The sequence below is a fragment of the Lysobacter sp. GCM10012299 genome (assembly GCF_042649405.1).
Classification (GTDB): Bacteria; Pseudomonadota; Gammaproteobacteria; order Xanthomonadales; family Xanthomonadaceae; genus Lysobacter_J.
Genome location: NZ_JBHRZC010000001.1, coordinates 681,303 through 705,838, shown reverse-complemented (window position 1 = coordinate 705,838; position 24,536 = coordinate 681,303). Strand labels below are relative to the sequence as shown.

16 protein-coding genes are annotated in these 24,536 nt (G+C 67.0%); 11 read left to right on the top strand and 5 right to left on the bottom strand.

What is annotated here, in order from left to right; genetic code table 11:
* Nucleotides 1-85: 85 nt before the first annotated feature.
* The 5 genes from ACFOPO_RS03430 to ACFOPO_RS03410 form a co-directional block, all read right to left on the bottom strand.
* Entirely contained in the window at nt 86-3,229 is a 3,144-nt protein-coding gene (locus ACFOPO_RS03430) for an autotransporter domain-containing protein (protein WP_386700859.1), read from the bottom strand.
* Between the two features lie 994 nt (nt 3,230-4,223).
* Nucleotides 4,224-7,076, bottom strand: coding sequence for a TonB-dependent receptor domain-containing protein (locus ACFOPO_RS03425; RefSeq protein WP_386700857.1), 2,853 nt, complete (start codon nt 7,074-7,076; stop codon nt 4,224-4,226).
* Between the two features lie 87 nt (nt 7,077-7,163).
* Nucleotides 7,164-8,192 (bottom strand): FecR family protein, encoded by a 1,029-nt coding sequence (locus ACFOPO_RS03420; RefSeq protein ID WP_386700855.1) that lies wholly within the window; start codon nt 8,190-8,192, stop codon nt 7,164-7,166.
* Nucleotides 8,189-8,776: an RNA polymerase sigma factor gene (locus ACFOPO_RS03415; protein WP_386700853.1), complete on the bottom strand. Its 588-nt coding sequence runs from the start codon at nt 8,774-8,776 to the stop codon at nt 8,189-8,191. The genes ACFOPO_RS03420 and ACFOPO_RS03415 overlap by 4 nt, the downstream gene beginning before the upstream one ends.
* Nucleotides 8,777-9,179: 403 nt before the next feature.
* Nucleotides 9,180-12,182, bottom strand: coding sequence for a TonB-dependent receptor domain-containing protein (locus ACFOPO_RS03410; protein ID WP_386700851.1), 3,003 nt, complete (start codon nt 12,180-12,182; stop codon nt 9,180-9,182).
* A gap of 665 nt (nt 12,183-12,847) precedes the next feature.
* Here ACFOPO_RS03410 and pyrH point away from each other — a divergent pair.
* The 11 genes from pyrH (at nt 12,848) to lpxA (ending at nt 24,524) form a co-directional block, all read left to right on the top strand.
* A complete protein-coding gene (gene pyrH, locus ACFOPO_RS03405; RefSeq protein ID WP_386700849.1) occupies nt 12,848-13,573 on the top strand; it encodes a UMP kinase in 726 nt (241 codons plus the stop codon).
* A 65-nt stretch (nt 13,574-13,638) separates the two neighbouring features.
* On the top strand, nt 13,639-14,604 hold the full coding sequence (locus tag ACFOPO_RS03400) for a cation diffusion facilitator family transporter (RefSeq protein WP_386700847.1): 966 nt from the start codon (nt 13,639-13,641) through the stop codon (nt 14,602-14,604).
* Nucleotides 14,605-14,716: 112 nt separating this feature from the next.
* Nucleotides 14,717-15,274: a ribosome recycling factor gene (gene frr, locus ACFOPO_RS03395; protein WP_200605948.1), complete on the top strand. Its 558-nt coding sequence runs from the start codon at nt 14,717-14,719 to the stop codon at nt 15,272-15,274.
* Nucleotides 15,275-15,293: 19 nt separating this feature from the next.
* On the top strand, nt 15,294-16,076 hold the full coding sequence (uppS, locus tag ACFOPO_RS03390; protein WP_386700845.1) for a polyprenyl diphosphate synthase: 783 nt from the start codon (nt 15,294-15,296) through the stop codon (nt 16,074-16,076).
* Nucleotides 16,073-16,924, top strand: a complete 852-nt coding sequence (locus tag ACFOPO_RS03385) for a phosphatidate cytidylyltransferase (RefSeq protein ID WP_386700843.1) — start codon at nt 16,073-16,075, stop codon at nt 16,922-16,924. Before uppS ends, ACFOPO_RS03385 begins: the two co-directional genes overlap by 4 nt.
* Nucleotides 16,924-18,120, top strand: a complete 1,197-nt coding sequence (locus ACFOPO_RS03380) for a 1-deoxy-D-xylulose-5-phosphate reductoisomerase (protein ID WP_386701269.1) — start codon at nt 16,924-16,926, stop codon at nt 18,118-18,120. The genes ACFOPO_RS03385 and ACFOPO_RS03380 overlap by 1 nt, the downstream gene beginning before the upstream one ends.
* Nucleotides 18,121-18,171: 51 nt before the next feature.
* Nucleotides 18,172-19,536: an RIP metalloprotease RseP gene (gene rseP / locus ACFOPO_RS03375; RefSeq protein WP_386700841.1), complete on the top strand. Its 1,365-nt coding sequence runs from the start codon at nt 18,172-18,174 to the stop codon at nt 19,534-19,536.
* Nucleotides 19,537-19,610: 74 nt separating this feature from the next.
* Nucleotides 19,611-22,085, top strand: a complete 2,475-nt coding sequence (gene bamA, locus ACFOPO_RS03370; RefSeq protein ID WP_386700839.1) for an outer membrane protein assembly factor BamA — start codon at nt 19,611-19,613, stop codon at nt 22,083-22,085.
* A 21-nt stretch (nt 22,086-22,106) separates the two neighbouring features.
* Nucleotides 22,107-23,123 carry a UDP-3-O-(3-hydroxymyristoyl)glucosamine N-acyltransferase gene (lpxD, locus tag ACFOPO_RS03365; protein WP_386700837.1) on the top strand — a complete coding sequence of 339 codons (1,017 nt, stop codon included), beginning with the start codon at nt 22,107-22,109 and terminating at the stop codon, nt 23,121-23,123.
* A 138-nt stretch (nt 23,124-23,261) separates the two neighbouring features.
* Nucleotides 23,262-23,717 carry a 3-hydroxyacyl-ACP dehydratase FabZ gene (fabZ, locus tag ACFOPO_RS03360; protein WP_241918891.1) on the top strand — a complete coding sequence of 152 codons (456 nt, stop codon included), beginning with the start codon at nt 23,262-23,264 and terminating at the stop codon, nt 23,715-23,717.
* 3 nt (nt 23,718-23,720) lie between these two features.
* Complete coding sequence (gene lpxA, locus ACFOPO_RS03355; RefSeq protein ID WP_386700834.1) at nt 23,721-24,524, top strand: acyl-ACP--UDP-N-acetylglucosamine O-acyltransferase; 804 nt, start codon at nt 23,721-23,723, stop codon at nt 24,522-24,524.
* Nucleotides 24,525-24,536: the final 12 nt, after the last annotated feature.

Sequence of the window (24,536 nt, the reverse complement as noted above, 5' to 3'; positions counted from 1 at the left end):
GGGCTGGCAAGAGCCGCCGGCGCTCACGCGCAGGCAACAACGAGAAGGCCGCGAGCAATCGCGGCCTTCTTGTTTTTGCGGCCCCTCAGAAGCTGAGGGTGTAACGCGCGTTGATGCCGTGGTCGCGGGATTCGTCGGCGAACTGGCCGCTGTAGTTCAACTCGACCAGACCATTGCGACTGACCCGCGCACCCAGGCCGACCTCGGCCAGGTCCGCGTTCTCGGCCAACGGCGCACCGAAGACGTCGAATGTCCCGCCGCCCTGCCAGGCCAGTGATGCCGTCGACGACAGATCGCCACTGGCATGGCGGCGACCGATGCCACCGCGCAGGCTGAGCCAGCTGTCCTTCTGCCCTGCAGCCTGCAGGTTGAAGTTGAAGCGCAGGCCCAGCGTCGACAGATTGACCCGGCTGTCCGCGACCTGCCCCGCCAGCGCCGCAACGCCACCGTTTTCGGCGATGCCATCCGAGCTCGTGCGAACCTGGGCGAACTGGCCGTACGGCTCCCATTCCCAGGCACCGGCCGACCAGCGATAGCCACCTTCGATGTACGCCTGGCGAGTGTCGGCGTCATAGTCGGCACGGGTCCGATCCTGCACGCCGGGGAACGCGATCGTCCGTTCGACATCGACGTCATGCGTGGCATGGCCATAGCCCGCGCGCAGGCCGAAGCCGCCCCAGGACTGGCCCGCGTACAAGCCGACGTGACGGGTGTTGATGTCACCGCGCGAGCTCCGGCTCGGCAACGTCACGTCATCGCGGCCAAGACCGCCGAGCACGCCCACGCGAAAACCGTTGTCGAAGCGGAAGTCGTAACCGAGCAGCGTGGTGCTGCCGTTGTAGTCGATCTCACCGGCGTTGCCATCCGCGTGCAGCGTGCCGCCGCTCCCGAGCACCTGGATCCATGCAGCAGAAGGGGCATCGCCATTCGCCGGCGCGAACCCGCCTGCCCCGGCACGGGCCCGGACCAGCGCGGCATCACGCACATGGCGGCTGCCTTCGACGAGGACCGAGTGGACGCCGGGATACAACTCGCCACTGAGCGAGTCCAGCGCGTCGAGGGCCTGCTGCGGGAACAACTGCGTCAGCGTCTGCGCCAGACGCGCATCGAACGGCAGGACATCCGCGGCCGTCGCCACCGAGCGCTGGTTGCGCGTGCGCGCGGCGTCGGCGAGCGCCAGGCCACGCGCGACATCGACGTCGACCTGGTTCGCGCCGTAGTTGAAGTCGAACTTGAGGAACGGCGAAATGGCCGACGCATCGATCCGGGCGAACTGGCCGGAGATGCCATCGGTGGCGGTAAGGAAGTTGAAGCGCTGTCCCAGCAGGTACCTGCCGGGCGCATTGAACACCCGCAAGGTGCCGCCAAGCAGGATGGCGGCCCCTTGGACATCGATGCGATCGGACGCCGACGGCGCGGCGATCTCGGCCTCGTAGACCGAGCCCGGCGCCTGGGTGTACGTGCCTTCGACACGTAACGTGCCAATCGAGTTGCCTGGCGCGATCGTGCCTTCGACCACCGTGTCGCCGAGCGTGCCGTTGCCATGCAGGCTGCCTCCCGCCGCAACCCTCGTGACGCCCCCGCTGACCTGGCCCTGGACGCTGGCGACACCGCTGTTGACGAGCAGATCGGTACTGGCGAGCTTTCCGTTGAGCACGAGCAGGCCGCCATTGACGTCGACCTTGCCCAGTCGATTGTCGGCGTCGAGTTCGAGCACGCCCTGCCTGACGTCGAGGCCACCGAAGGTGTTGTTGCCGCTCAGGCGCAACCAGCCCACGCCCGACTTCGACAGCCGACCGGAACCACCGATGTCGTTGCGCCAATCGTCCCAGGCCTCGCCTTCCCAGACCTTGATGCCGCCGGCGCGCTGGTTCATCACCACGTTGGTATCGACACGGATCTGTCCGGGGCCGTCGATGGCCTTCTCCAGGTTGGCCAGTCCCCAACCGTAGATCTCGTCGATCCCGGGTGCACCCAGGTCGGTCGTCGTGGTCAGCAGCACATCGCGCACCTGCGCGTTGTCGAGATAGGGGAAGCGCTCGATCAGCAGCGCCAGTGCACCGGTGATATGCGGCGCCGCCATCGACGTGCCGCTGTACTCGGTGTATTCGTAGGCCGGTACCCGGCTGCGCACCTCCAGGCTGATGCTGCCGTCCGGATGCGCCGTCACCTCGCCCTGGGTCCGCTCGTCGCCGCCGTACACCGTCGACCGGATGTCGGACCCCGGCGCGGCAAGACACCAGTTCATGCTCAGGCCGCACTTGTTCGAGCGGTTGCTCAGGACGAGGTCGCGGTCGACATTGACCACACTGAGCCAGTACGGCTCGATGTCTGAAAACGCGCGCGGCAAGGTGGCGTGCGCACCCGCGAATGGGCTGGCTTCCGGACTTTCAGTCGCCGCATCGGTGTTGCCTGCAGCCCATACCTGGATCAGTCCGCGCGCGCGGGTACCGTCGGCGATGGCTTGCCAGTAACTCGCCAGCTCCGGATCCGACAGGTAGGCGTCCAGCAGCTCGACCGTATCGGGCTCGAATGCGAAGCCCCAACTGTGGTTGATGACCCGCACGCCCTGCGCGTTCATCTGCTGGTACATGTCGACGAATGCCGAAGTATCGGGACCGACACCCGCCAGGCCCACCACCGAATATCCGCCTCCCGGGTTCCGCTGCCATTGCCGCGCGGTGTTGAAGAACAGGCGCGCCGTGGTCAGGTCGGCACCAAAGGCCACGCCGTGCGTGCCCTGCCCGTCGCGATTCGCAACGATCGTTCCGCCGACATGCGTGCCGTGGCTGTTGTAGGTAAAGCCCGGCTGGACGTAGTTGCCATTGCGGATGATCTCGCGGATCCGCTCCGGCACGCTGTCGTCGAACCGCACGTAGTCGACGGCAACTTCGTCGCCACGCGATGAGAAGCAGGCGCCCGGTCCCGAAAGGAATGTCGTATTGGTGCAGCGGGTTCCGTCGGCAAGGGTGTCGCCAATCTGCAGGCTGCGGTGGTCCTTGCCCGCGAACTCCGGATGATCCAGGCCGGTTCCGCTGTCGAAGATGCCGGTGCGAACGCCGCGACCGCTCAGGCCGCGGGCGTAGGCGTATTCCGCACGGATGGCGGCGAGGCCCCAATCGGCACCGAACTCCTGCGTGCGCCAGCTTGCCGCGTCGCCGGTGCGAGCGGTTTTGCCTGCTGTCCCTTGAGCGCTGGCAGTTGCGAGCCCACCGAGGAGGAAGACCACAGCGATTGCCGTGGATAGAACCGACCGTGCGTGCGTCCGGCTTGCTGCTTGTGCGATCGCATTCCCTGCGTTTTGGCGCATGTTTCTGACGCTCCTTTGTGGACATGGATGAACCTGGCCACGTAGATGACCAGTTCGAACCACACCAGAGAATCAGAATCTCCCCCATCGAGTCGTCCGGGAACGTGCGATTTTCTCGGGACTTCTTGCGCGCGCAGACAATCGCCGACCTGCCATCAGCCGGCAAGGAATCGGGATTCGTGTGTCAGGGACAGATCAAGAGTCTGGAGAAGCCGTTCCGTCGACTTCCCCAGACATGCCGGACGCAGGGGGGGAGCCCCCGGCACTTACCGGAGTGGGTCCGTGGTAACCCATCCGGCTACGCACCCTCCTGGCGCGCAACTTTCTTTCAAGCAACCTGCATGCAAAGCCCTACAGTCGTGCCACTCACTACTCGCACGAAATACTTTGAGAAGCAGAGCAGGTTGCTGACGCTGTGGCGTAGTCCGCAGTGACGGAACGTTCGCGGACGCCCCATCTGACCATTACGATCGATGTGCGTATATGAGAATCGTCCGAAATCACCAGTTGAATCCGCATGGACAAGGTCCGATAGCGGAAACATCCCAGCGGACACGATCGCCCAGCAGCGGGTCGCGCTGGGATGTGGTGGTGGCAGGGAGCAGAAAACCGTGAGGGCAATTGGCGCCATCCTTGGCGCCCCATGCTTCATCCGGAAGACTGCATGCGCGGCCGTCGCGACGGGGGGAGGAGGTCGCGGAGTCCGGCCGCAGCAAGTTTGAAATGCGCCGTCCCTGGCGCGAGATGCTTCATCCGGAAGCCTTTACTACCCTTACAGCCCGCGGGGCAGCGCGAACGTTGTCGATGCGACGAATAGGTGCGCCATCCATGGCGCGTGAGCCTTCCTCGCGGAAGGTCATGGCCAGTAACGCAGGGGGTGCCCAACCCCCCTACCCCCCGGATGGAAAATTTTCTAGAACTGCCAGGCGGCGCTGAGCAGGTAGTAGCGACCACGCGGTTCGTCGTAGGCGATGTCGTAGCCGAGCTTGTCGGGGTCGTAGTTGACCGGCTGGTGATCGGCCAGGTTGTTGATGTTGAGCGAGAACCGCCAGCCGGGCAGACCGGCATAGGCCAGGTACAGGTCGGCCGTCGTCCAGGCCGGGGTGCGGCACTTGCGCACGGTCGCGTTGAGCCGCGGACACGCTTCGCCCGCGAGTGCCACGTCCGACGGCCCCATCTCGTGCAGGTTCAGGGCCGTGACCCAGTCGCCGAGGGTCCATTCGACACCGGCCAGCACCGAACGCTGCGGTGCGCCGTGGCCGGCGTAATCCAGTTCCGGGCTGGCCGCGTTGGCCTGCCGGAAGAGATGGTCCAGGTAGCTGGCCGCCAGGCGCAGGACGAAGCGTCCGTGCCTGTCGGTATCGATCCGGTACTCGGACTGCAGCTCCCAGCCTTCGACTTCGGTGCGGCCCACATTGGTGAAGTAGTCGTTGATGGCGTACAGCCCGCCCGACTCGTCGCGCACCAGCGCATCCGGGAATGCCTCGGGATGGGCCAGCGCATTGGTGCTGAGGATCTCGTTGCGACGCAGGATGCGGAAGCGGTCCAGGCTCAGCTCGAAGTCCGTCGTCGGCGCCCATACCGCGCCGAGGATGTAGCTGCGCGATGTCTCGGGCTGCAGGTCCGGATTCTCCCTCGCACCGAGGGTGAGCAGGCAGTAGGTGATTCCATCGTCGGCCATGAGCGGCAGCTGGCAGGGCGCCAGCGCGTCGGTCAGCTCGACGATGTCGATGGAGTCGGAAACGGTCGGGCGACGCAGCTCGAACAAGGTCGGTGCGCGATACCCGGTCGCGGCGGTACCGCGCAACGTCAGCGTCGGCGACAGCTTCCACTTCACGCCCAGCATCGGCGACGACTTGCTGTCATAGCCCTGGCGATGGTCGATCCGCCAGGCCAGGTCGGCGTTGAGCCAGGTCGTGATCGGCATGCTCAGCTCGGCATAGAGCGCCGAGCTGTAGCGGTGCTCGTCGATGTCGATCTTCTGTGCGCCCAGTGCGATGTCGCCGGCGATCATCAGCGCATCGGGGCGGTTTTCCAGCGCATCGCGATTCCACTCCACGCCGACCGCGGCCTGCGCGCGCCCGCCCGGCAGGGAAAACCCGGGGCCATTGGCACTGAAGGCGACCTGGTCGAACTGGGCATCGCCCTGCACGCTTACGCGCGGCGAGAGTTCAGTGAGCAGCGCGGGCGGATTGCCGGTGCTGTTGAAGCGGTAGCTCACGTCCTCGATCGCGCGGTCCAGCACGCTGTTGCTGACCAGCCCGTCGATCGAGTTGTCGACATCATTGCGGTGGTGGGCGAGATCGACGCGCCATTGCCAGGCGCCGTCGCCGTCACCGCTATACCCGTCCAGGCCCAACGTGAGGTCGCCGCTGCGCGCGGTGCTGCGGCTGCGCACCGGGCCGATGTCGAAGAAGGCGTAGTTCAGGACGGTGGCGTTGCCCTGGAAAAAGTCGTCGGGATGGCCGAACGGCAGGAACACCGCCGCATGGAACGGTGCTCCCTGCAGTCGTTGCTGCACCTGGCTCAGGCGCAGCGAGGCGCTCAGCTCCACCGTGTCGGTCAGTGGCTGCCGCATCTGCCCGTAAACCGCGGTGCTTTCCAGTTCCGGCTGCAGGGTGACGTAGCGTGGTTTGTCGAGGTAGCACTCGCCCGCTTCGTCGCGGACCGAATCCGGACAGGCCCACTGCTCCAGTCCCTGGCTGCTGAAATAGGCCAGCTGGACGCGCTGGTCGCGCAGGCCCCACCGCCGCAGGTCGGCGCTGCGCCAACTCCGCTCCGAGCCGAGCAAGGCTTCGCGGTGCAGGTAGTCGGCGCTGATCGACCAGCTGCCGCCGTCATCGGCGACCTGGCCGTAGTTGAAGGAAAACCGTCGCTGCTCGGCATCGCCGCGCTCGGACAACCCGTAGCGTGCGACCGCTTCACCGCCCACCTGCCCCTTGCGCAGGATGATGTTGACCACGCCCGCCATCGCATCGGCGCCGTAGATGGCCGACGCGCCACCGCGGATGATCTCGATGCGCTCGACCATGCTCAGCGGAATGCCGTTGAGGTCGGTCAGGCCGCCGAGGTCGGCCGAGGCCAGGCCGTAGTTGGCCATGCGCCGGCCGTCGAGCAGGAACAAGGTCGCGCGCGGTCCCAGTCCGTACAGGCTGGTGGTGGCCGCGGCGGCGAACGGCTGCTGCGACTGGAAGCCGCCGTCGGTCGCGACGTCGACGGGATGGTGACTGACCATGCCGGGCTGGTAACTGAGCAGCTCGAACAGGGTCTGGTAGCCGCTGGCCTCGATCTGGGCGCGGCTGATCCGGGTCAGCGGAACGGCGGTGACCGCCTCGATGCTGGATCGTGGGATGTGCGTGCCGGTGACCTGCACGGTGGCCAGTTCAGTCGGCGAATCAGCGCGCGCCTGCTGCGGCCCGGAGGCGACGGCCGTCGACCCGCCCTCGGCTTCGATCAGGAACGTGTTGGCATTGACCTGCACCGCACGCAGCCCCGAACCTTGCAGCAGCAGCGCCAATGCCTGTTCCGCCGGCATGCGGGCCTGCAGGCCGGGGGCCTTGCGCCCTTCGACCAGCCCGGGGGCATAGAGGATCTGGGTGTGGCTTTGCGTCGCCAGCGCCTGCAGGGCGCGGTCCAGCTTGCCGGCCGGGACGACCAGGCGCACCGCCGCGGCGGGCTCGCCTTCGGCCGCATGGCTGGCAGCCGTCAGGCAGCCCCATGACAGTGCGCCGACGATGGCAAGGGTGAAGCAGTACGACCTGGCCATTCGTCCGGTGAACGGGCTGCCCTGTGGCGCACATTACGGGAGCCCGACTGGGGTGGCAATGCGCCCTCCCGCGACACCTCCGGACGACTACTGTGTCGTCCGCGACAGGACGATCTCTTCCGCGCCCTTGTGCCGTGCCTGCAGCGACCAGCCGCGCTCCAGTGCCGCCGCCAGGGCTTCCTGGTCGCCGGCATGGAACACGCCGCTGACCTGCAACGAGCCCAGGGCCGGGTCTTCCAGCCGCAACTGCACCGACGAATAGCGGTTCATTTCAACCAGCAGCTCGTCCAGGCGTCGTTGCCGGAACACCAGATCGCCCTGCGGCCATGCGTGCGCCGCGGCGAGATCGAGCGGTTGCTTCGTACCGATGGCACCGTTGCCATCGATGGTGATCTGTTCGCCGGGTGCCAGCTCGCTGCGGCGGAGCTGGTCTCCGGACCCGACCGAAATATCGACGCGACCCTCGAGCAGCCCGACATTGACCTCGCCGTCGATGCGGCTGACCTGGAAGGTAGTGCCGATGTCGCGAACGGTGCCGGGGCCGGCCTTGACCAGGAACGGGCGGTCCGGGTCGGCCGCGACCACGAACTGGGCGCGGCCGCGCTCCAGTTCGACCAGTCGCTGGTCGCCGTCGAAGCGCGTGGTGATTTCCGAGCCCGTGTCCAGGCGCAGAACGGTGCCGTCGAACAGGGTGATCTCGCGCTGCTCGCCCTGCGCGGTGATGAACTGCTGGCCGATCGCCGTCTGCCCGGCCGGTCGCGGCCAGAAGCTTGCAGTCGCCACCGCGATGACGAGCACCGCCGCCGTGGCGGCCGGCAGCCAGGTCCGCCAGCCAGGCTGCGCCATGGCCGGTTTGCGTCGCGCCGCATGGGCAGCGGCGCGCACCAGCTCGTCCGAGCCCAGGCCCGCCGCCAGGGCATGAATGCGCTCGGCTTCGAGGTAGGCGGCGATGTTGTCGGGGGACCGGGCCAGCCAGTCCTCGAAGGCGGCGCGCTCGTGCGGCTCGCATTCGGGCGACATGAGCCGCGCCAGCCAGGCTTCGGCCTGGTTGGCACCGGTGTCACGCGGGCCGGTGTCATCCGGCACTGAGCCGTGCTCGAACATCCCTGTACTCATGATGGGTCCTCGCGGCTGATGCCGCTTTGCTTCAGCTTCAACCGCAGCAACCCCAGCGCCTTGCCGATGTGCTTCTCCACGGCTTTCACCGAAATCCCGCAGTGGCTTGCGATCTGGCTGTAGCTCATGCCTTCGATCCGGTTGAGCAGGTAGACCTGGCGACAACGCTCGGGCAGTTGCAGGATCGTCGCGCGCACCAGCGCAAGTTCCTGCTCGTGGGCGATGCGCTGGTCGTGGCTGGGTTCGGTCGAGGCCAGGCCGAGGAAATCCTGGTCGAGGCTGACGTGGGCCGAGGCCAGCCGCGTCGAATCGCGACGGCCGCGGTCGTTGAGCACGTTCAGTGCGATCCGGTACATCAGCGGCCGCAGCTGCTCGGCCGGCTGGGCGCGATAGCGCATCAGGCGGACCATCGCCTCCTGGGCGATGTCCTTGGCGTCCTCGTCCCCGGCGCGTCGCGCCAGGAACCCGATCAAGGCCGCCTGGTGTTCGCGCAGGAACTGGTCGAAGCCATCGCCGTTCGCGACCGGCGCCGCGGTGACAGGCTCTTCGTCTCGCGGAGTGGACGGTGCCATCGCCTCGACCATTGCGTCATTCACTCCGTCACGCAGCGTTCGCACGCGGAACGGCAAAGGCTCCGGCGTGAGGCGGACGGAAGGCGAATACTCGGACGCATGGCAGGACTGGATGGCTCCGGTGCGGAAAAGGCGGCCGCGGTCGCGCAATTTGTAGCACGGGCGCAATGCGTGGCAAGGGTCCGGCACTGCGGGTACGGCCGCCCTCCCGGCGGTTGCGCCCGTCCCTGCTGTGGTTGGCGTCGGCAGTGGCATTCCCATGCCCTCCACAACGCAGCGCCCAAGGCCATACCCCACCTGGCGGGAATGGCGATGGTTCAGTTCCCGACCGGGGTCACGGATTGCCCGTTCGCGGGCCACAAAAAAAGAGCGGCCGCCCGGAGGCGGCCGCCCCTCAACCGTCAGCAGCGGTTGCTTACCAGTTGTACTGCACCATGAAGCGCACTGCGCGCGGCGCCTGGTAGACCGTCGGGGTCAGGTAGGTGATGCCCACCAGCGGGTTGCCCGTGGTGTCTTCGCCCGACTCGTCCACCGCCAGCGCCTTCTGGCGGTTGAACACGTTGAACACGTCCATCTTCAGGGCCAGGCGACCCTCGGCGAACGACGGACGGTAGGACACGTTCAGATCGAGGTTGAAGATGTCGTCGGTGCGACCCGCCGAACCGCGACGCACGATCGTGGTGCCGTTGCTGCCCGTGTCCGGATCGACCGGGCCGGCATCGCACGAGAAGTAGCTGTTGAGGTAACCAACCGGATCATCCCCGTACACACCGAAGCAGTTGATCGGGCGACCGCTCTGGTAGAGGAAGTTGGCACCGGTCGACCACTGGTCGTTGAACTCGTAGTTGCCGAACAGCTTCAACGTGTGGCGACGATCGTTGGGCAGGTAGCCATCGGCGCCGACCATCAGTTCCGGATAGTCGAAGTCCTGGGTGACGCCGGTGTCGTCCTGGCCGATGTCCGACTTCACGCCGCCTTCGGCATTGCCCTTGTTCTTCGACCAGGTGTAGGAACCCTGCAGGAAGAACTTGTCGGTGATCTGGCCTTCGGCGAAGAACTCCACTGCCGTGTAGGTGCGCTTGGACTTGGGACCGAGCTTGTCGGCCGGGATCACCACATGCTCCAGCGTGCCGTCGGCATCGATGTCGATGTCGACATCCAGGTCGCGGCCCGGGTTGTAGATGTGGCAGTAGGCGAAGGCCGGGTTGTACGAGTCGATCGCGTAGCCGTTGTCGTCGGCCCACTGCTCGAACACGCGGTAGTCGCACTGGTCGTCGATCGAACGCTTCAGGTCGCGATAGATCGCACGGACACCGCCGGAGAAGTTGTCGGTGATCGCCTTCTGGAAGCCGAGGATGTACTCGTCCTGGTACTGCGGATCGAGGTTCTTCGAAGCGATCGTGCGCGGATCCTTGCCGATGCCGAACTCGTTGTTGAGGTAGCTAAGGGCGCTGGACTCGGTCAGGCCGGTAGGCACACCGGTGACCGGGTCGACGCCGGTGTAGTCGAAGTACTGCTGGCTGTACAGCGACGGGCTGGAACCGCGCACGGCCACGTTCGCCGCGATCGGCAGCGCGTAGCGGCCGGCGTTACCGAAGATCTTCAGCGTCGAATCGCCGTTGACGTCCCACGAGAAGCCCAGGCGCGGGCCGAACTGGTTGTCCTGCTTGACGTAGGTCTGCCCTTCGCCGTTCTTGTTCTCGAAGCTGTCCCAGCGCAGGCCGATGTAAGCGTTGAAGCCGTCGGTGATGCTCCAGGTGTCTTCGATGTAGAACGCCTCGGAATCGACCTCGACATCCGCGCCGGTCTGGAACACACGGCGACGGACCTGGTCGCGACCCTGGCGGACCACGTAACGCCATGCCACGCCGCCTTCGCTGGCCTCGCCGTCGCGCGACTTGAACGTGTCGCTGTCGTAACCGGCGCGCAGCAGGTGCGAACCGAGCTGCCATTCGGCGTCGATGCGGAACTGGTCGCGCTCGTCCTTTGCGTCGGTCAGGCCGAGGTTCTGGCCGAGGAAGCTGCAGGAACTGGTGATGGCCGGGATGAGGCCGGCGACCGCGTCGGGACGACCGTCGCTGACCACCGGGCAACCGGTGGCACCAATGATCCCGGCGGCGTTGTCCGGGCTGACGACGCCGTCATAGACCAGGCGTTCGCCGGCGGCGTTGATGCCGTAGTTGCTGCGCTTGTATTCCCCGGTACCGTACAGGGCGCTGAGCGTGAAGCTGTCGGTCAGGTAGCCGGTGTACTTCATGACGTAGTTGTTGCCGCCGGTCTCGTCATGGACCGTGCCCAGGTAGTTCTGGCGCTGGCTGATGCCCTGCGGGTTGGAGAACACGTCGCGCTCGGTTTCGCGCTTGTCCGAGAAGCCGGTGAACTCGAGCAGGTTGGCGTCGTTGATGTTCCAGTCGAGCTTGACCAGCCAGTTCGGGTTCTTGGCGGTCTCGCTGTCGTTGAGCACGCTGAGGTTGTCGCCGTAGCTGCGCGAGCCGCTCTCGCGGCCGTACTGCAACAGGGCGTAGCCGAACAGCGTGTCCTTGACCAGCGCGCCGCTGGCCCACACCGAGGCGATGGTCTCGGTCGGATCCTTGTCCTTGGAGTTGTCGGAGATCAGCTGGCCATCGGGCGAGTAGATGTCGCGCTCGGTGGCACGCAGGCTGCTGGCGGTATAGAAGATGTTGCCGCCGGCGTGGAAGTCGTTGGTACCGCGCTTGGTCACCAGGTTGACCACGCCGCCGAGGGCGCGACCGAACTCGGCGCCGTAGCCGCCGGTCTTGATCTGCTGTTCGCCGATCGCCTCGAACGGGATGTTGGCGAAGTTCAGGCCCTTGAACGAATTGGTGATGTTGAAGCCGTTGACGAAGTAGGCGTTCTCGGCCACCGAGGCGCCGCCGAACGAGGCCAGGTTTCCGAACGCGGCATCGCCCTTGACCGTGCCCGGCGCGAGCAGCGCCACGCTGGTCACGTCACGCGGCACCGGGATCTTGGCGATCTGCTCGGCGGTGAGGATGGTGGTCGATTCCACCGACGAGACGTCGATCGGGTTGACCAGTGCGGCGGTGACCTGGATCGCTTCGAGGTCGGTGGCGCCGCCCGCCGGTGCTGCGCCGAAGTTGACCGAGGTACCGGTACCGACGTTGACGGTCACGTTCTCGCGGACCGAGCTGGTGCCGTCGGCGCGCTGCAGGGTGATGCGGTAGTTGCCGGTCGGCAGTGCCGATGCGCGGTACTGGCCGTCGTTGCCGACGGTGATGGTGCGCTTGAAGCCGGTGGCCGGGTTCTCGACCAGCACGGTGTCGCCTGCGGCGGCCTGGCCGAACACGGCACCTGCGGTGTTGGACTGCGCCTGGACGGTCGATGCGAAGCACAGGCCAAGCGCCACCGTCAGCGCGCTGCGTCGCAGCGCACGATTCATTGTTGTTCTCGACACTTCTTCCTCTCCCAAAGTCAGTGAGTGCCCTTCTCCCGAGGGCGTCCCGACTATGACTTTCGTCATGCGCGGCATTCAATGTGTCAAGTGCCGTTTTATGAACATTTGCCTACTACCGCCGGATCACGAAATAGCCGCGAACAGATTCGGCAAACACGTGGCCATTGCTTGGGTCGTTCAACGCGTGATGGCCGCGTGATTTCCGCGAACAGGCTTCCGTCTGCGGTTTGGCGCCGTCCGCCAGGCCGGGGATTCGTTGCGTGGTTTTCGTTGCCCCCTCTCCCCAACCCCTCTCCCACGAGGGGAGAGGGGCTCAAACAGCACGGGGGTTTTGAACTACCACTTCCTTTCGCGGGCGTCCGGGACCGAGCTCACCGAGCGGACGCGCGAATGAGTCGAGGGCACGGACACCGCCCTGTATGCATGCAGCACGAGTCCCGCCCCTTCAGCCTCAAGGCGCGGTCACTGCATGAGCACCGACACGCCAGGTCAATGAAGCGACCACAACTTCGGGCTCCCACACCATGCGCGCAAGTTGCGCCGCCCGGACCCCCTCGCTGAACCCCTCCAGCCGACCCTCCCGCCCTCGCGCAGGGTCTCCCCGCCGATCCCGTACAATTCCGCTGTTTGCCCACCCCAACGAGGTCGCCATGTCCCAGCTCGCCTATCGCCGTGTCCTGCTCAAACTGTCCGGCGAGGCGCTGATGGGGGACGAGGACTACGGCATCGACCCGAAGATGATCAGCCGCCTGGCCCGCGAGGTGATCGAGGCCCAGCAGGCCGGGGCCGAAGTGGCGCTGGTCATCGGCGGCGGCAACATCTTCCGCGGCGCCGGCCTGGCCGCCGGCGGCATGGACCGGGTCACCGGCGACCAGATGGGCATGCTCGCCACCGTCATCAACGCCCTGGCCATGCAGGACGCGCTGGAGAAGCTCGGCGCCAAGTGCCGGGTGATGAGCGCGATCAAGATCAACGACGTGTGCGAGGACTACATCCGCCGCCGCGCCATCCGCCACATGGAAAAGGGACGCCTGGCGATCTTCGCCGCCGGCACCGGCAACCCGTTTTTCACCACCGATTCCGGCGCTGCCCTGCGCGCGATCGAGATCGGCGCCGACCTGCTGCTGAAGGCGACCAAGGTCGACGGCGTCTACGACAAGGACCCGAAGAAGCACGCCGACGCGGTCCGCTACGACAAGCTGACCTACGACGAAGTGATCGCCCGCAACCTGCAGGTGATGGACACCGCCGCCTTCGCCCTGTGCCGCGACAGCGACCTGCCGCTGCGCATCTTCGACATGGGCCAGCCGGGCACGCTGCTCAAGATCCTGCACGGCGAGCACATCGGCACGCTGGTGCAGGGGCGCAAGGGCTGATCGATTCGGGACCGGCGGCCGACTTGTAATAGAGTCCGCCGCCTTCGCCATGCCACCATGCCGGCATGGGCCACGGACACCACCACCACGCCGCCAACGCGACGCGCGCCTTTGCCGCCGTCACGCTGATCAACCTTGCCTACACGGTGCTCGAGGCCGGGTACGGCTTCGCCACCAATTCGCTGGCGCTGCTGTCGGATGCGCTGCACAACCTCGGTGACGTGCTCGGCCTGGGCCTGGCCTGGGGCGCTGCGGTGCTGGCCAAGCGCGCGCCGACCGACCGCCACACCTATGGCTGGCGCCGCGCCACCCTGCTCTCGCCGCTGGCCAATGCCTTGCTGCTGGTGGCCTTCTCCGGTGCCCTGGCGTGGGAAGCGCTGCGTCGCTTCAACGCCCCGCCGGAGATTCCCGCCCTGCCGGTGATGCTGGTCGCCGCGCTCGGCATCGCGGTCAACCTCGGCGCGGCCTGGCTGGTGCGCGACGGGCACGACCAGGACCTCAACCGCCGCGGCGCCTTCCTCCATCTGATTGCCGACGCCGCGGTGTCGCTGGCCGCGGTGCTGGCCGGCGCCGGCATGTGGTGGCTGGGCTGGGAGTGGCTCGACCCGGCGATCGCGGTGCTGATCGGCGCGGTGGTGGCCATCGGCGCCTTCGGCCTGCTGCGCGATGCCTTCAATGCCGCCATGGACGCGGTGCCGTCGAGCATCGACCGCAGCCAGGTGCAGGACTTCCTGGCCGCGCAGGCGGGTGTGCTGGCGGTCCACCACCTGCATATCTGGTCGCTGGGCGCAGGCGAGATCGCCATGACCGCGCATCTGGTCCGGCCCGACCAGGGCGATCACGACGAGTTCATCGACCGGCTGAACCAAGAGCTGGACGAGCGCTTCGGCATCAACCACCCGACCCTCCAAGTCGAACTGGGCCGCGCCTGCGAGCACGACCGCCACGATCGGGCGCCACACGGCAGCGCGCCCGGCCACGCGCATGACCATGCCCATGAGCACGGGCACGACCACGAGCACGACCACTAGGACGGGAACCCTCCCAGCAGCTCCTGCCGCCTCGATACGGGCGCTCCGGGTCGCTGGGGCCGCCCTGGCTGGCTATAATCCCGCGATTACCGCTAATGGAACGGAGCCGGCGATGCTCAACGAGATCAAGAAAGATGCCCAGACCCGCATGGCCAAGAGCGTCGAAGCATTTCGCCACACCCTGATCAAGATCCGCACCGGCCGCGCCTCGACCGCGCTGGTGGACCACTTGAAGGTCAATTACTACGGTTCCGACATGCCGTTGTCGCAGGTCGCCTCCGTGCAGGTTTCCGACGCGCGCTCGCTGATCATCACGCCGTGGGAGAAGCAGATGGTCGGTCCCGTCGAGAAGGCGATCCTCGCCTCCGACCTGGGCCTGACCCCGAACACCGCCGGCACCGTGATCCGCCTCAACCTGCCCGCCCTCACCGAGGAGCGCCGCAAGGAACTGTCCAAGCTGGTGCACTCGGAGAGCGAGGACGCCAAGGTCGCCATCCGCAACATCCGTCGCGATGCCAACCACCAGGTCAAGGAACTGCTGAAGGAAAAGCAGATCACCGAAGACGAAGTCAGCCGCTCCGAGATCGAGATCCAGAAGATCACCGACGCCGCCATCAAGGACGTCGATGAGGTGGTCAAGGCCAAAGAGCAAGAACTTATGGCGGTTTGACGGGTCTACCCGTCCCGCCATGTCTTCAGAACCTGCCATCGCTGCCGCGCGCGTCCCGCGCCACCTTGCCGTCATCATGGACGGCAATGGTCGCTGGGCCGAGCGCCGCCGCCGTCCGCGCGTCATCGGCCATCGCGCCGGCGCGCGAGCAGTCAATGTCTGCATCGACTTCTGCCTGGACCAGGGCATCGAGGCGCTGACCCTGTTCGCCTTCTCCAGCGAGAACTGGGGCCGGCCGGAAGAGGAAGTCGGCGCTCTGATGAAGCTGTTCCTGGGCGCGCTGGAACGCGAGGTCGACGAACTCGACCGCCGCGGCGTGCGCGTGCGCTTCATCGGCGAGCGCGAGCGCTTCGCCGACGCCATCCGCAAGCAGATGGCCTCGGCCGAAGACCGCACCCGCGCCAACACCCGCCTGCACCTGACCATCGCCGCCAGTTACGGCGGCCGCTGGGACATCGCCCAGGCCGCCCGCTCGCTGGCCCAGGATGTCGCCGCCGGACGCCTGGCGGCGGACGACATCGACGAATACGCGATCGGCGCCCGCACCTGCCTGGCCGAGCTGCCCGCCCCGGATCTGTTCATCCGTACCGGCGGTGAGACGCGCATCAGCAATTTCCTGCTGTGGCAGCTGGCCTATACCGAATTGTGGTTCACCGACCTGTTGTGGCCTGAATTGGATGCGGCGACACTGCAGCGCGCCATGGACGACTACGCCGGCCGCCAGCGCCGATTCGGCCTGACCGGCGCCCAGGTCGCGCCGGCGCCGAGCCGGTTGCCCGCCACCAAAGAGACTTCCGAATGACCCGAACCCGCCTGCTCGCCGCCCTGGTGATGGCGCCGCTCGCGATTGCCGCGATCCTGCTGCTGCCGACGCCGTGGATGGTGGCCCTGGCCGCGGTGCTGTTCCTGGCCGGCCTGTGGGAATGGTTCGACCTGGCGCAGATAGAAGACACGCTGGCCCGCACCGTGCTGCTGGTGGCCAACCTGGCGGTGATGGTGGCGCTGGTGTGGGCATCGCGCTCGAGCGGCGGCTACACCATGGCGCTGTTCCAGGTGGTCAGCATGATCGGCGTGATCTGGTGGCTGCTGGCGCTGTTGTGGTTGGGCCGCTACGACTTCGCCAGCGACCACGACACCAACGCGCGCGTCTTCAAGCTCGCCGCCGGCGCGCTGAGCATGATCCCGGCCTGGTGCGCGCTGGCGTGGATCCATTCGACCCCGCCCAACGGCCACCGCTGGCTGCTGACCGCGCTGGCGATCGTCTGGGCCGCCGATTCCGGTGCCTACTTCGCCGGGCGCACCTTCGGCGGACGCCTGTTCGGCGGCCGCAAGCTGGCGCCGCGGATCAGCCCCAACAAGACCTACGAAGGCCTGCTCGGCGGCGTGATTGCCGGCGTCATCGTCGGCGTCGTGTTTGCCCTCTTCGCCGGCGCGGCGACGGCGCAACTGCCGGCGGTGGCCCTGGTCGCGCTGGTGGCGGTGCTGTTCTCGGTGGTCGGCGACCTGTTCGAAAGCCTGCTCAAGCGCCATGTCGGGGTGAAGGATTCGGGCAACCTGATCCCGGGCCACGGCGGCATCCTCGACCGGGTCGACGGCGTGCTGGCCGCGCTGCCGGTGTTTGCCCTCGGCAAGGCCGTGCTGGGCTTCTGATCATGTCGGTCAGTGCACGCAACGTCGCGGTCCTTGGCGCCACCGGTTCGATCGGCACGTCCGCGCTGGACGTGATCGCGCGCCACCCGCAACGGTTGCGCGCGACCGTGCTGGCGGCCGGCAGCAATGTCGCCGCGCTCGTCGAGCTGTGCCGGCGCCATCGCCCCGACCATGCCGTGATCGCCGACAGCAACGGCCTGCAGGCGCTTGCCGACGGCCTGCGCGACGCCGGCTTGCGCACCCAGCCCCATGGCGGCGATGACGCACTCGATGCGCTGGTGTCGAGCGACGCCTGCGACACCGTGGTCGCGGCGATTGTCGGCGCCGCCGGCCTGCCTTCCACGCTGGCCGCCGCCAAGGCCGGCAAGCGCATCCTGCTGGCCAACAAGGAATCGCTGGTCCTCGCCGGCGAACTGCTGATGCAGGCCGCCCAGGCCGGTGGCGCCACCATCGTGCCGATCGACAGCGAACACAACGCGATCTTCCAGTGCATGCCCGACGCGTATTCGCGCGAAGGCCTGCGCCGGATCCTGCTGACCGCCTCGGGTGGCCCGTTCCGCGGGCGCGCACGCGACCAGCTGACCGAAGTGACTCCGGAGCAGGCCGTCGCCCATCCGAAGTGGTCGATGGGGCCGAAGATCTCGGTCGATTCGGCGACGCTGATGAACAAGGGCCTGGAAGTGATCGAGGCCCATCACCTGTTCGGCGTCGATGGCGACCGCATCCAGGTGCTGGTGCATCCGCAGAGCCTGGTGCATTCGCTGGTGGAATTCGTCGACGGGTCGACGCTGGCCCAGCTCGGGCTGCCGGACATGCGCACCGCGCTGGCGGTGGGATTCGGCTGGCCGGAACGGCTGGAATCGGGTGTCGGCGGGCTCGACCTGCTGGCCCAGGGCCGGCTCGACTTCGAACCGCCGGACCTGCAGGCGTTCCCGTGCCTGCGCCTGGCCTTCGAGGCGCTGGCCGCCGGCGGTACCGCCCCGGCCGTCCTCAACGCCGCCAACGAAGTGGCTGTTTCAGCATTTCTTCAGCGCCGGATCGGTTTCCTAGCAATACCGGCGCTCGTCGAGGACACCCTCGCCGCGCTCCCTTCCACCCCGGCGACGTCGCTGGCGGCCCTGCGCGAGGCTGATGCCCAGGCACGGCATCAAGCCGCGCGGGCCATCGGCGCCAACGCCGTCGGGGCCCGCGCATGACCATGTCGCAGAGCGTGCCCATGCAGAACGTGTCATGCAGAGCATCCCATCATGAGTGAGGCCATCGGCTCGATCTGGTGGTTGCTCGTCAGCCTCGGCGTGCTCGTCACGTTCCACGAGTTCGGGCACTACTGGGTCGCGCGCCGCTGCGGCGTCAAGGTGCTGCGCTTCTCGATCGGCTTCGGCAAGGCGCTGTGGTCGCGCCGCGGCAAGGACGGCACCGAGTATGTGATTGCCGCGATTCCGCTCGGCGGCTACGTCAAGATGCTCGACGAGCGCGAAGGCGACGTCGAGGCCAGCGAAGTCGGCCAGGCCTTCAATCGCCAGTCGGTGTTCAAGCGCATCGCGATAGTGATTGCCGGCCCGGTCGCCAACCTGCTGCTGTGCGTCGGCCTGTTCTGGGCGATGTTCGTGATCGGTCGCCCGGACTATGCGCCCGTGGTCGGCCAGGTGCAGGGCATTGCCGCAAGCGCCGGGCTGCACAGCGGCGACACGCTGCTCGCCGTTGGCGACCGCGAAACGCCGACCTGGAGCGAAGTGCAGCTGGCGCTGATTCCCGCCGCACTCGACCATGCCGACACCCGCCTGCGCGTGCGCACCGAAAGCGGCGACGAAGTCACGCGGCAGTTGTCGCTGTCGCGCCTGCCCGCCTCGTTCGACGAGCGTCGCGCCGTGGAAGCCATCGGCCTGATCCCGCGCCATGGCCTCGTGCCGGCGGTGATCGGTTATGTGCAGCCGGACAAGCCGGCCTTCGGCGTGCTCAACGAAGGCGACCGCATCACCGCCATCGACGGCGAGCCCGTGCGCTCCTGGGACGACATCGGCCCGCTGGTGCAGAAGCTCGGCGACCGCGGCGGCATCGCCATGATCGAGGTTGAGCGCAAGGGCGAGCGCCTGGCGCTGGAAATCACGCCGGTGCGACTGACCCATCCGCAGACCGGTAAAGAGTACTGGGGGCTGGGCATGCAGTCGGCCCGCACGCAGGAACCGGCCAAGGACGCCCTGCTGCGCTACGGCCCGGTCGACGCCATCCCCGCCGCATTCCGCGAGAGCGTGCACCAGGCCAACGAGCTGTTCGCCATGATCGGCCGCGCTTTCAGCGGTCGCGTCTCGGTGCAGAACACCGTCGCCGGGCCCATCACCATCGCCCGCGCGGCCAACGCCTATGCCCACCATGGCGCCGCCTGGTACCTGTCGATGCTGGCGATGCTCTCGCTCAGCCTGGGCATCCTGAACCTGCTGCCGATCCCGATCTTGGACGGCGGTCACCTGCTGTATTACCTTATCGAGCTGGTCAAGGGCAGCCCGGTCAGCGAACGCACCATGGCGGCCGGACAATACGTCGGCCTGGCTTTGATCGCCGGGCTGATGGGCCTGGCGTTCTTCAACGACATCGTGAACAACCTGGTGCATTGATGCCGGCGACGCTCCCTGCCTTCTCGACCCGACGCCCGGCTCCGGGCCTCCAAGACCCTCTTCCGGACGTACTAATGACGCGAACCCCTAACCGCCGCCTGCTTGCCCTCGCCCTCGTCGCGGCGCTGAATTCCACAGCCCTGCCCGCGCTGGCGCAGTCGGTGGATCCGTTCGCACTGTCGGGCGCACCGGACACCGCCGGCACGCAGGCCCCGCCGATCGGTTCGTTCACCGTCAGCGACATCCGCATCGATGGCCTGCAGCGCATTTCCGCCGGTACGGTCTTCACCTACCTGCCGGTCGAGCGTGGCGACACGATGGATTCCTCGCGCGCCGGCGACGCGATCCGCGCGCTGTACAAGACCGGCTTCTTCGAAGACGTCAGCGTCGGCCGCCAGGGCACGATCCTGGTCGTCACCGTCACCGAGCGTCCGGCCATCAACAAGCTGACGCTGACCGGCAACAAGGACATCAAGTCCGAGGACCTGCTCAAGGGCCTGAAGGAAGCCGGCCTGGCCGAAGGCGACACCTTCGACCGCCTCGCCCTGGACCGCGTCACCCAGGAACTGACCCGCCAGTACAACAACCGCGGCAAGTACAACGTCGAGATCAATCCGACCGTCTCGCGCCTGGACCGCAATCGCGTCGATGTCACCATCAACGTCAAGGAAGGCAAGGCGGCCAAGATCCGCCACGTCAACCTGATCGGCAACGAGAAGTTCGAGGACAAGGACATCCTCGAGCAGTGGGAATCCCGCGAGCACAACTGGCTCAGCTGGTACAAGCGCGACGACCAGTACTCGCGCGAGAAGCTGTCGGGCGACCTGGAGAAGCTCAACTCCTGGTACCTCGACCGCGGCTACGTCGACTTCTCGGTCGACTCGACCCAGGTCTCGATCAGCCCCGACCGCCAGGACATGTTCCTCACCGCCGGCGTGACCGAGGGTGAGCAGTACAAGGTGGCCAGCGTGGAAGTCACCGGCGACACGATCCTGCCGAAGGAGCAGATCGAGCGCCTGGTGCTGGTCAAGCCGGACCAGATCTTCTCCCGTCGCCTGCTCGAGATCAGCTCCGACTCGATCATCGCCACGCTCAGCAACGTCGGCTACGCCTTCGCCCAGGTCAATCCGATCCCGGACGTCCATCGCGACAACAAGACCGTCGGCATCAACATGCAGGTGGTGCCGGGCCCGCGCGTCAACGTGCGCCGCATCGCCTTCAAGGGCAACAGCCGCACCAGCGACGAAGTGATCCGTCGCGAAATGCGCCAGTTCGAAGGCTCCTGGTACTCGCAGGCGGCGATCGACCGCTCCAAGATCCGCCTGCAGCAGCTGGGCTACTTCGAGACCGTCGACGTCGAGACCGTGCCGGTCGCCGGCAGCAACGACGAAGTCGACGTGGTCTACAACCTCAAGGAAACCACCTCGGGCAGCTTCGTCTTCGGCCTGGGCTTCTCGCAGTTGTCGGGCCTGACCGCGCAGGTGCAGCTGTCGCAGACCAACTTCCTGGGCAGCGGCAACCAGGTGTCGGTGCAGGCGCAGCGCAACGACTACATGCAGCGCTACGACTTCTCGTTCCGCAACCCGTACTTCACCGACGATGGCCTGTCGCTGGGCTACAACCTGTGGTGGCGCGAACTCGACTACACCGACTTCAACACCGCCCAGTACTCGACCAACTCCGGTGCCGCGCAGGCAGTGTTCGGCCTGCCGATCACCGAGACCGACACGGTCACGGCGATGCTGGGCGTCGACACCAACGAGATCCTGCTGTCGCTGGGCACGCCGCCGAGCATCGTCGACTACATCAACGCGCTCGACCGCAGCACGTTCCATGCGTGGCGCGCCGAGGTGGGCTGGGGCCGCAACTCGCTCGACAGCTTCCTGACCCCGACCCGCGGCATGCAGCAGCGCGTGTGGCTGGAAACGACCCTGCCCGGGTCGACCGTCGAGTACTACAAGCTCAACTACAACATCTCCAAGTTCTGGCCGCTCAACCGCCACCTGGTGCTCAACACGCGCGCCGAACTCGGCTACGGCGACAGCTACGGCGATGCGACCTCGCGCGACCTGTGCCGCACGCCGGGCAACTACAACTGCGCGCCGGGCACGCCCGATTACCTGCGCACGATCACGGCCGACGGCCTGCCGTTCTTCGAGAACTTCTACGCCGGTGGCGTGCGTTCGGTGCGCGGCTTCACCGACAACACGCTGGGTCCGCGCGAGCTGAACCAGCCGCTCGGTGGCGCCTTCAAGACGGTCGGCTCGCTGGAAATGTACTTCCCGACCCTGCTCGACACCCCGGCGGCGCGCGTCTCGGCGTTCGTCGACTTCGGTAACGTCTACAAGGACTACGACAGCTTCGACGCCGGCGAGCTGCGTGCTTCGACCGGTATCGCGCTGATGTGGCGCTCGCCGATGGGCCCGATCTCGATCAGCTACGCATACCCGCTCAAGAGCCAGGACGACGTCCGCGATGCCAACGGCACGTTGATCCAGCAGGGGGACGAACTGGAGCGCCTGCAGTTCACCTTCGGCGGCACGTTCTAACCAGCGGCAACGGGTTCGAACATGCACAGCCCGTCCTTCAGCGCAGCCGAACTGGCGCAGCGCTTCGCCCTGCAGTTGCAGGGCGACGGCGCGGCCCGCGTCGAAGGCGTGGGCACGCTGGCCAAGGCCGGACCGCAACAGCTGGCCTTCCTGGCCAATCCGAAATACCGCAGCCAGCTCGCCGCCAGTGGCGCTGGCGTCGTGGTCATGCGCGAGGGCGACGCCGAAGGCTTCGCCGGCACGGCGTTGCTGGCGCGTGATCCCTACGCCGCCTTCGCCAAGATGTCGGCCCTGTTCGAACCCAGGCCCGTCCGCGATGCCGGCATCCACGCATCGGCGGCGATCGATGCCACGGCCAGCATCGACCCGACGGCCCACGTCGGGCCGTTCGTCAGCATCGGCGCGCGTAGCCGCGTCGATGCCGGCGCAATCGTGGGACCGGGCTGCGTGATCGGCGACGATTGCGTGGTCGGCGCCGGCACCGAACTGATCGCACGCGTCACCCTGGTCACCCGGGTCCGCATCGGCCAGCGCGCCGTCGTCCATCCGGGCGCGGTGATCGGCGCCGCCGGCTTCGGCCTGGCGATGGAAGCCGGGCGCTGGCTCAACGTGCCGCAGCTGGGCGGCGTGGTCATCGGCGACGACTGCGAGATCGGCGCCAACACCACCATCGACCGCGGCGCCATCGAGGACACCGTGCTCGAAGAAGACGTCCGCCTCGACAACCAGATCCAGATTGGCCACAACGTCTTCATCGGCGCCCATTCGGCCATGGCCGGCTGCTCGGCCGCCGCCGGCAGTGCCCGCATCGGCCGCTATTGCCTCATCGGCGGCGGTGCCGGCGTGCTGGGCCACCTGGAAATCTGCGACAAGGTCGTCATCACCGCGATGAGCCTGGTCACCAGCTCGATCCGCGAACCGGGTGAGTATTCCTCCGGCACGCCCTTGATGGACAATCGCAGCTGGCGCAAGAATGCCGCGCGCTTCAAGCAGCTCGACGCGATGGCGCGAAGGCTGCCGGGCCGGCGCGAGGACTGAGCCGGCGCCCTGCCCGGGCGCCACCGAATGCTGAACTTCGATCCGGGCCCCCTTCACCCGGTTTGCCCCGATTACTGCAATGCTGGCCCCCGTGACGGACACCCATCCGAGGCGATGGACCGGCTGAAAGGACACCTGATGAGCCATACCGTGCAACTACCGATCGACGTCAACACCATCCAGACGCTGCTGCCGCATCGCTACCCGTTCCTGCTGGTCGATCGCGTGGTCGAGTTCGAGGCGCACAAGCGCGTGCTGGCCTATAAGAACGTCACCTGCAACGAGCCGTATTTCCAGGGCCACTTTCCCGGCCACCCGGTGATGCCGGGCGTGCTGGTGGTGGAAGCGCTGGCGCAGGCCGGCGGCATCCTGACCCAGCTGTCGAGCCAGACCACGGCCGACGGCCGCTTGTTCTACCTGGTGAAGATCGACAACGCCAAGTTCTCCAAGATGGTCGTCCCGGGCGACCGCCTCGACCTGGATGTCACGCTCAAGCGCGTGATCCGCAATGTGGCCATCTACACCGGCATCGCCAGCGTCGCCGGCGAGCAGGTCGCGTGCGCAGAGATCGTCTGCGCCGAGGCGAAGGCCTGAGCCATGGCCGAACCGCACATCCATCCGACCGCCACTGTCCACGCCAGCGCCGTGGTCGAACCCGGTGCACGCCTGGCTGCCGGCGTGCAGGTGGGTGCGCTGTGCTACATCGGCGCCGAGGTCGACGTCGGCGAAAACACGGTGTTCGGCCCGCACTGCAGCGTGATCGGTCCGACCCGCATCGGCCGTGACAACCGTTTCATCGGCCATTGCGCGATCGGCGGCGAACCGCAGGACAAGAAGTACCAGGGCGAGCGCGTCGAACTGGAAATCGGTGACCGCAACCTGTTCCGCGAGTTCGTCACCGTCAACCGCGGCACCGGCACCGGCGGCGGCATCACCCGCGTCGGCAACGACAACTGGATGCTGGCCTACACCCACGTCGCCCACGACTGCGTCGTCGGCAACCACTGCGTGTTTTCCAACAACGCCACCCTGGCCGGCCATGTCTACGTCGGCGACCACGTCATCCTCAGCGGCTTCGCCGGCATCCATCAGTTCTGCCGCATCGGCGCGCATGCCTTCATCGGCATGGGCGCGCTGGTCAACGGCGACGTGCCGCCGTTCGTGATGGTGGCGCAGGACGGCTACGGCCGCCCGCGCGGCATCAATAGCGAAGGCCTCAAGCGCCGCGGCTTCGACGCCGGACGCATCAGCGCGATCAAGCGCGCCTACCGGGCGCTGTACATGTCCGGCGGCTCGCTCGAGGAATCGCGCGCCAAGCTCGCCGAGCTGGCCGGCGACAGTGAGGACGTGCGCGCCGTGCTGGAGTTCGTCGACGCCGGCGAGCGACCGCTGCTGCGTTGACCGTCGTCCCGG

What these genes read in the sequence shown, in the direction of transcription:
- ACFOPO_RS03425 (WP_386700857.1), bottom strand. Translation starts at nt 7,076, where the DNA reads ATGGCCAGGTCGTACTGCTTCACCCTTGCCATCGTCGGCGCACTGTCA.
- ACFOPO_RS03420 (WP_386700855.1), bottom strand. Translation starts at nt 8,192, where the DNA reads ATGAGTACAGGGATGTTCGAGCACGGCTCAGTGCCGGATGACACCGGC.
- ACFOPO_RS03415 (WP_386700853.1), bottom strand. Translation starts at nt 8,776, where the DNA reads ATGGTCGAGGCGATGGCACCGTCCACTCCGCGAGACGAAGAGCCTGTC.
- ACFOPO_RS03410 (WP_386700851.1), bottom strand. Translation starts at nt 12,182, where the DNA reads ATGAATCGTGCGCTGCGACGCAGCGCGCTGACGGTGGCGCTTGGCCTG.
- pyrH (WP_386700849.1), top strand. Translation starts at nt 12,848, where the DNA reads ATGTCCCAGCTCGCCTATCGCCGTGTCCTGCTCAAACTGTCCGGCGAG.
- ACFOPO_RS03400 (WP_386700847.1), top strand. Translation starts at nt 13,639, where the DNA reads ATGGGCCACGGACACCACCACCACGCCGCCAACGCGACGCGCGCCTTT.
- frr (WP_200605948.1), top strand. Translation starts at nt 14,717, where the DNA reads ATGCTCAACGAGATCAAGAAAGATGCCCAGACCCGCATGGCCAAGAGC.
- uppS (WP_386700845.1), top strand. Translation starts at nt 15,294, where the DNA reads ATGTCTTCAGAACCTGCCATCGCTGCCGCGCGCGTCCCGCGCCACCTT.
- ACFOPO_RS03385 (WP_386700843.1), top strand. Translation starts at nt 16,073, where the DNA reads ATGACCCGAACCCGCCTGCTCGCCGCCCTGGTGATGGCGCCGCTCGCG.
- rseP (WP_386700841.1), top strand. Translation starts at nt 18,172, where the DNA reads ATGAGTGAGGCCATCGGCTCGATCTGGTGGTTGCTCGTCAGCCTCGGC.
- bamA (WP_386700839.1), top strand. Translation starts at nt 19,611, where the DNA reads ATGACGCGAACCCCTAACCGCCGCCTGCTTGCCCTCGCCCTCGTCGCG.
- lpxD (WP_386700837.1), top strand. Translation starts at nt 22,107, where the DNA reads ATGCACAGCCCGTCCTTCAGCGCAGCCGAACTGGCGCAGCGCTTCGCC.
- fabZ (WP_241918891.1), top strand. Translation starts at nt 23,262, where the DNA reads ATGAGCCATACCGTGCAACTACCGATCGACGTCAACACCATCCAGACG.
- lpxA (WP_386700834.1), top strand. Translation starts at nt 23,721, where the DNA reads ATGGCCGAACCGCACATCCATCCGACCGCCACTGTCCACGCCAGCGCC.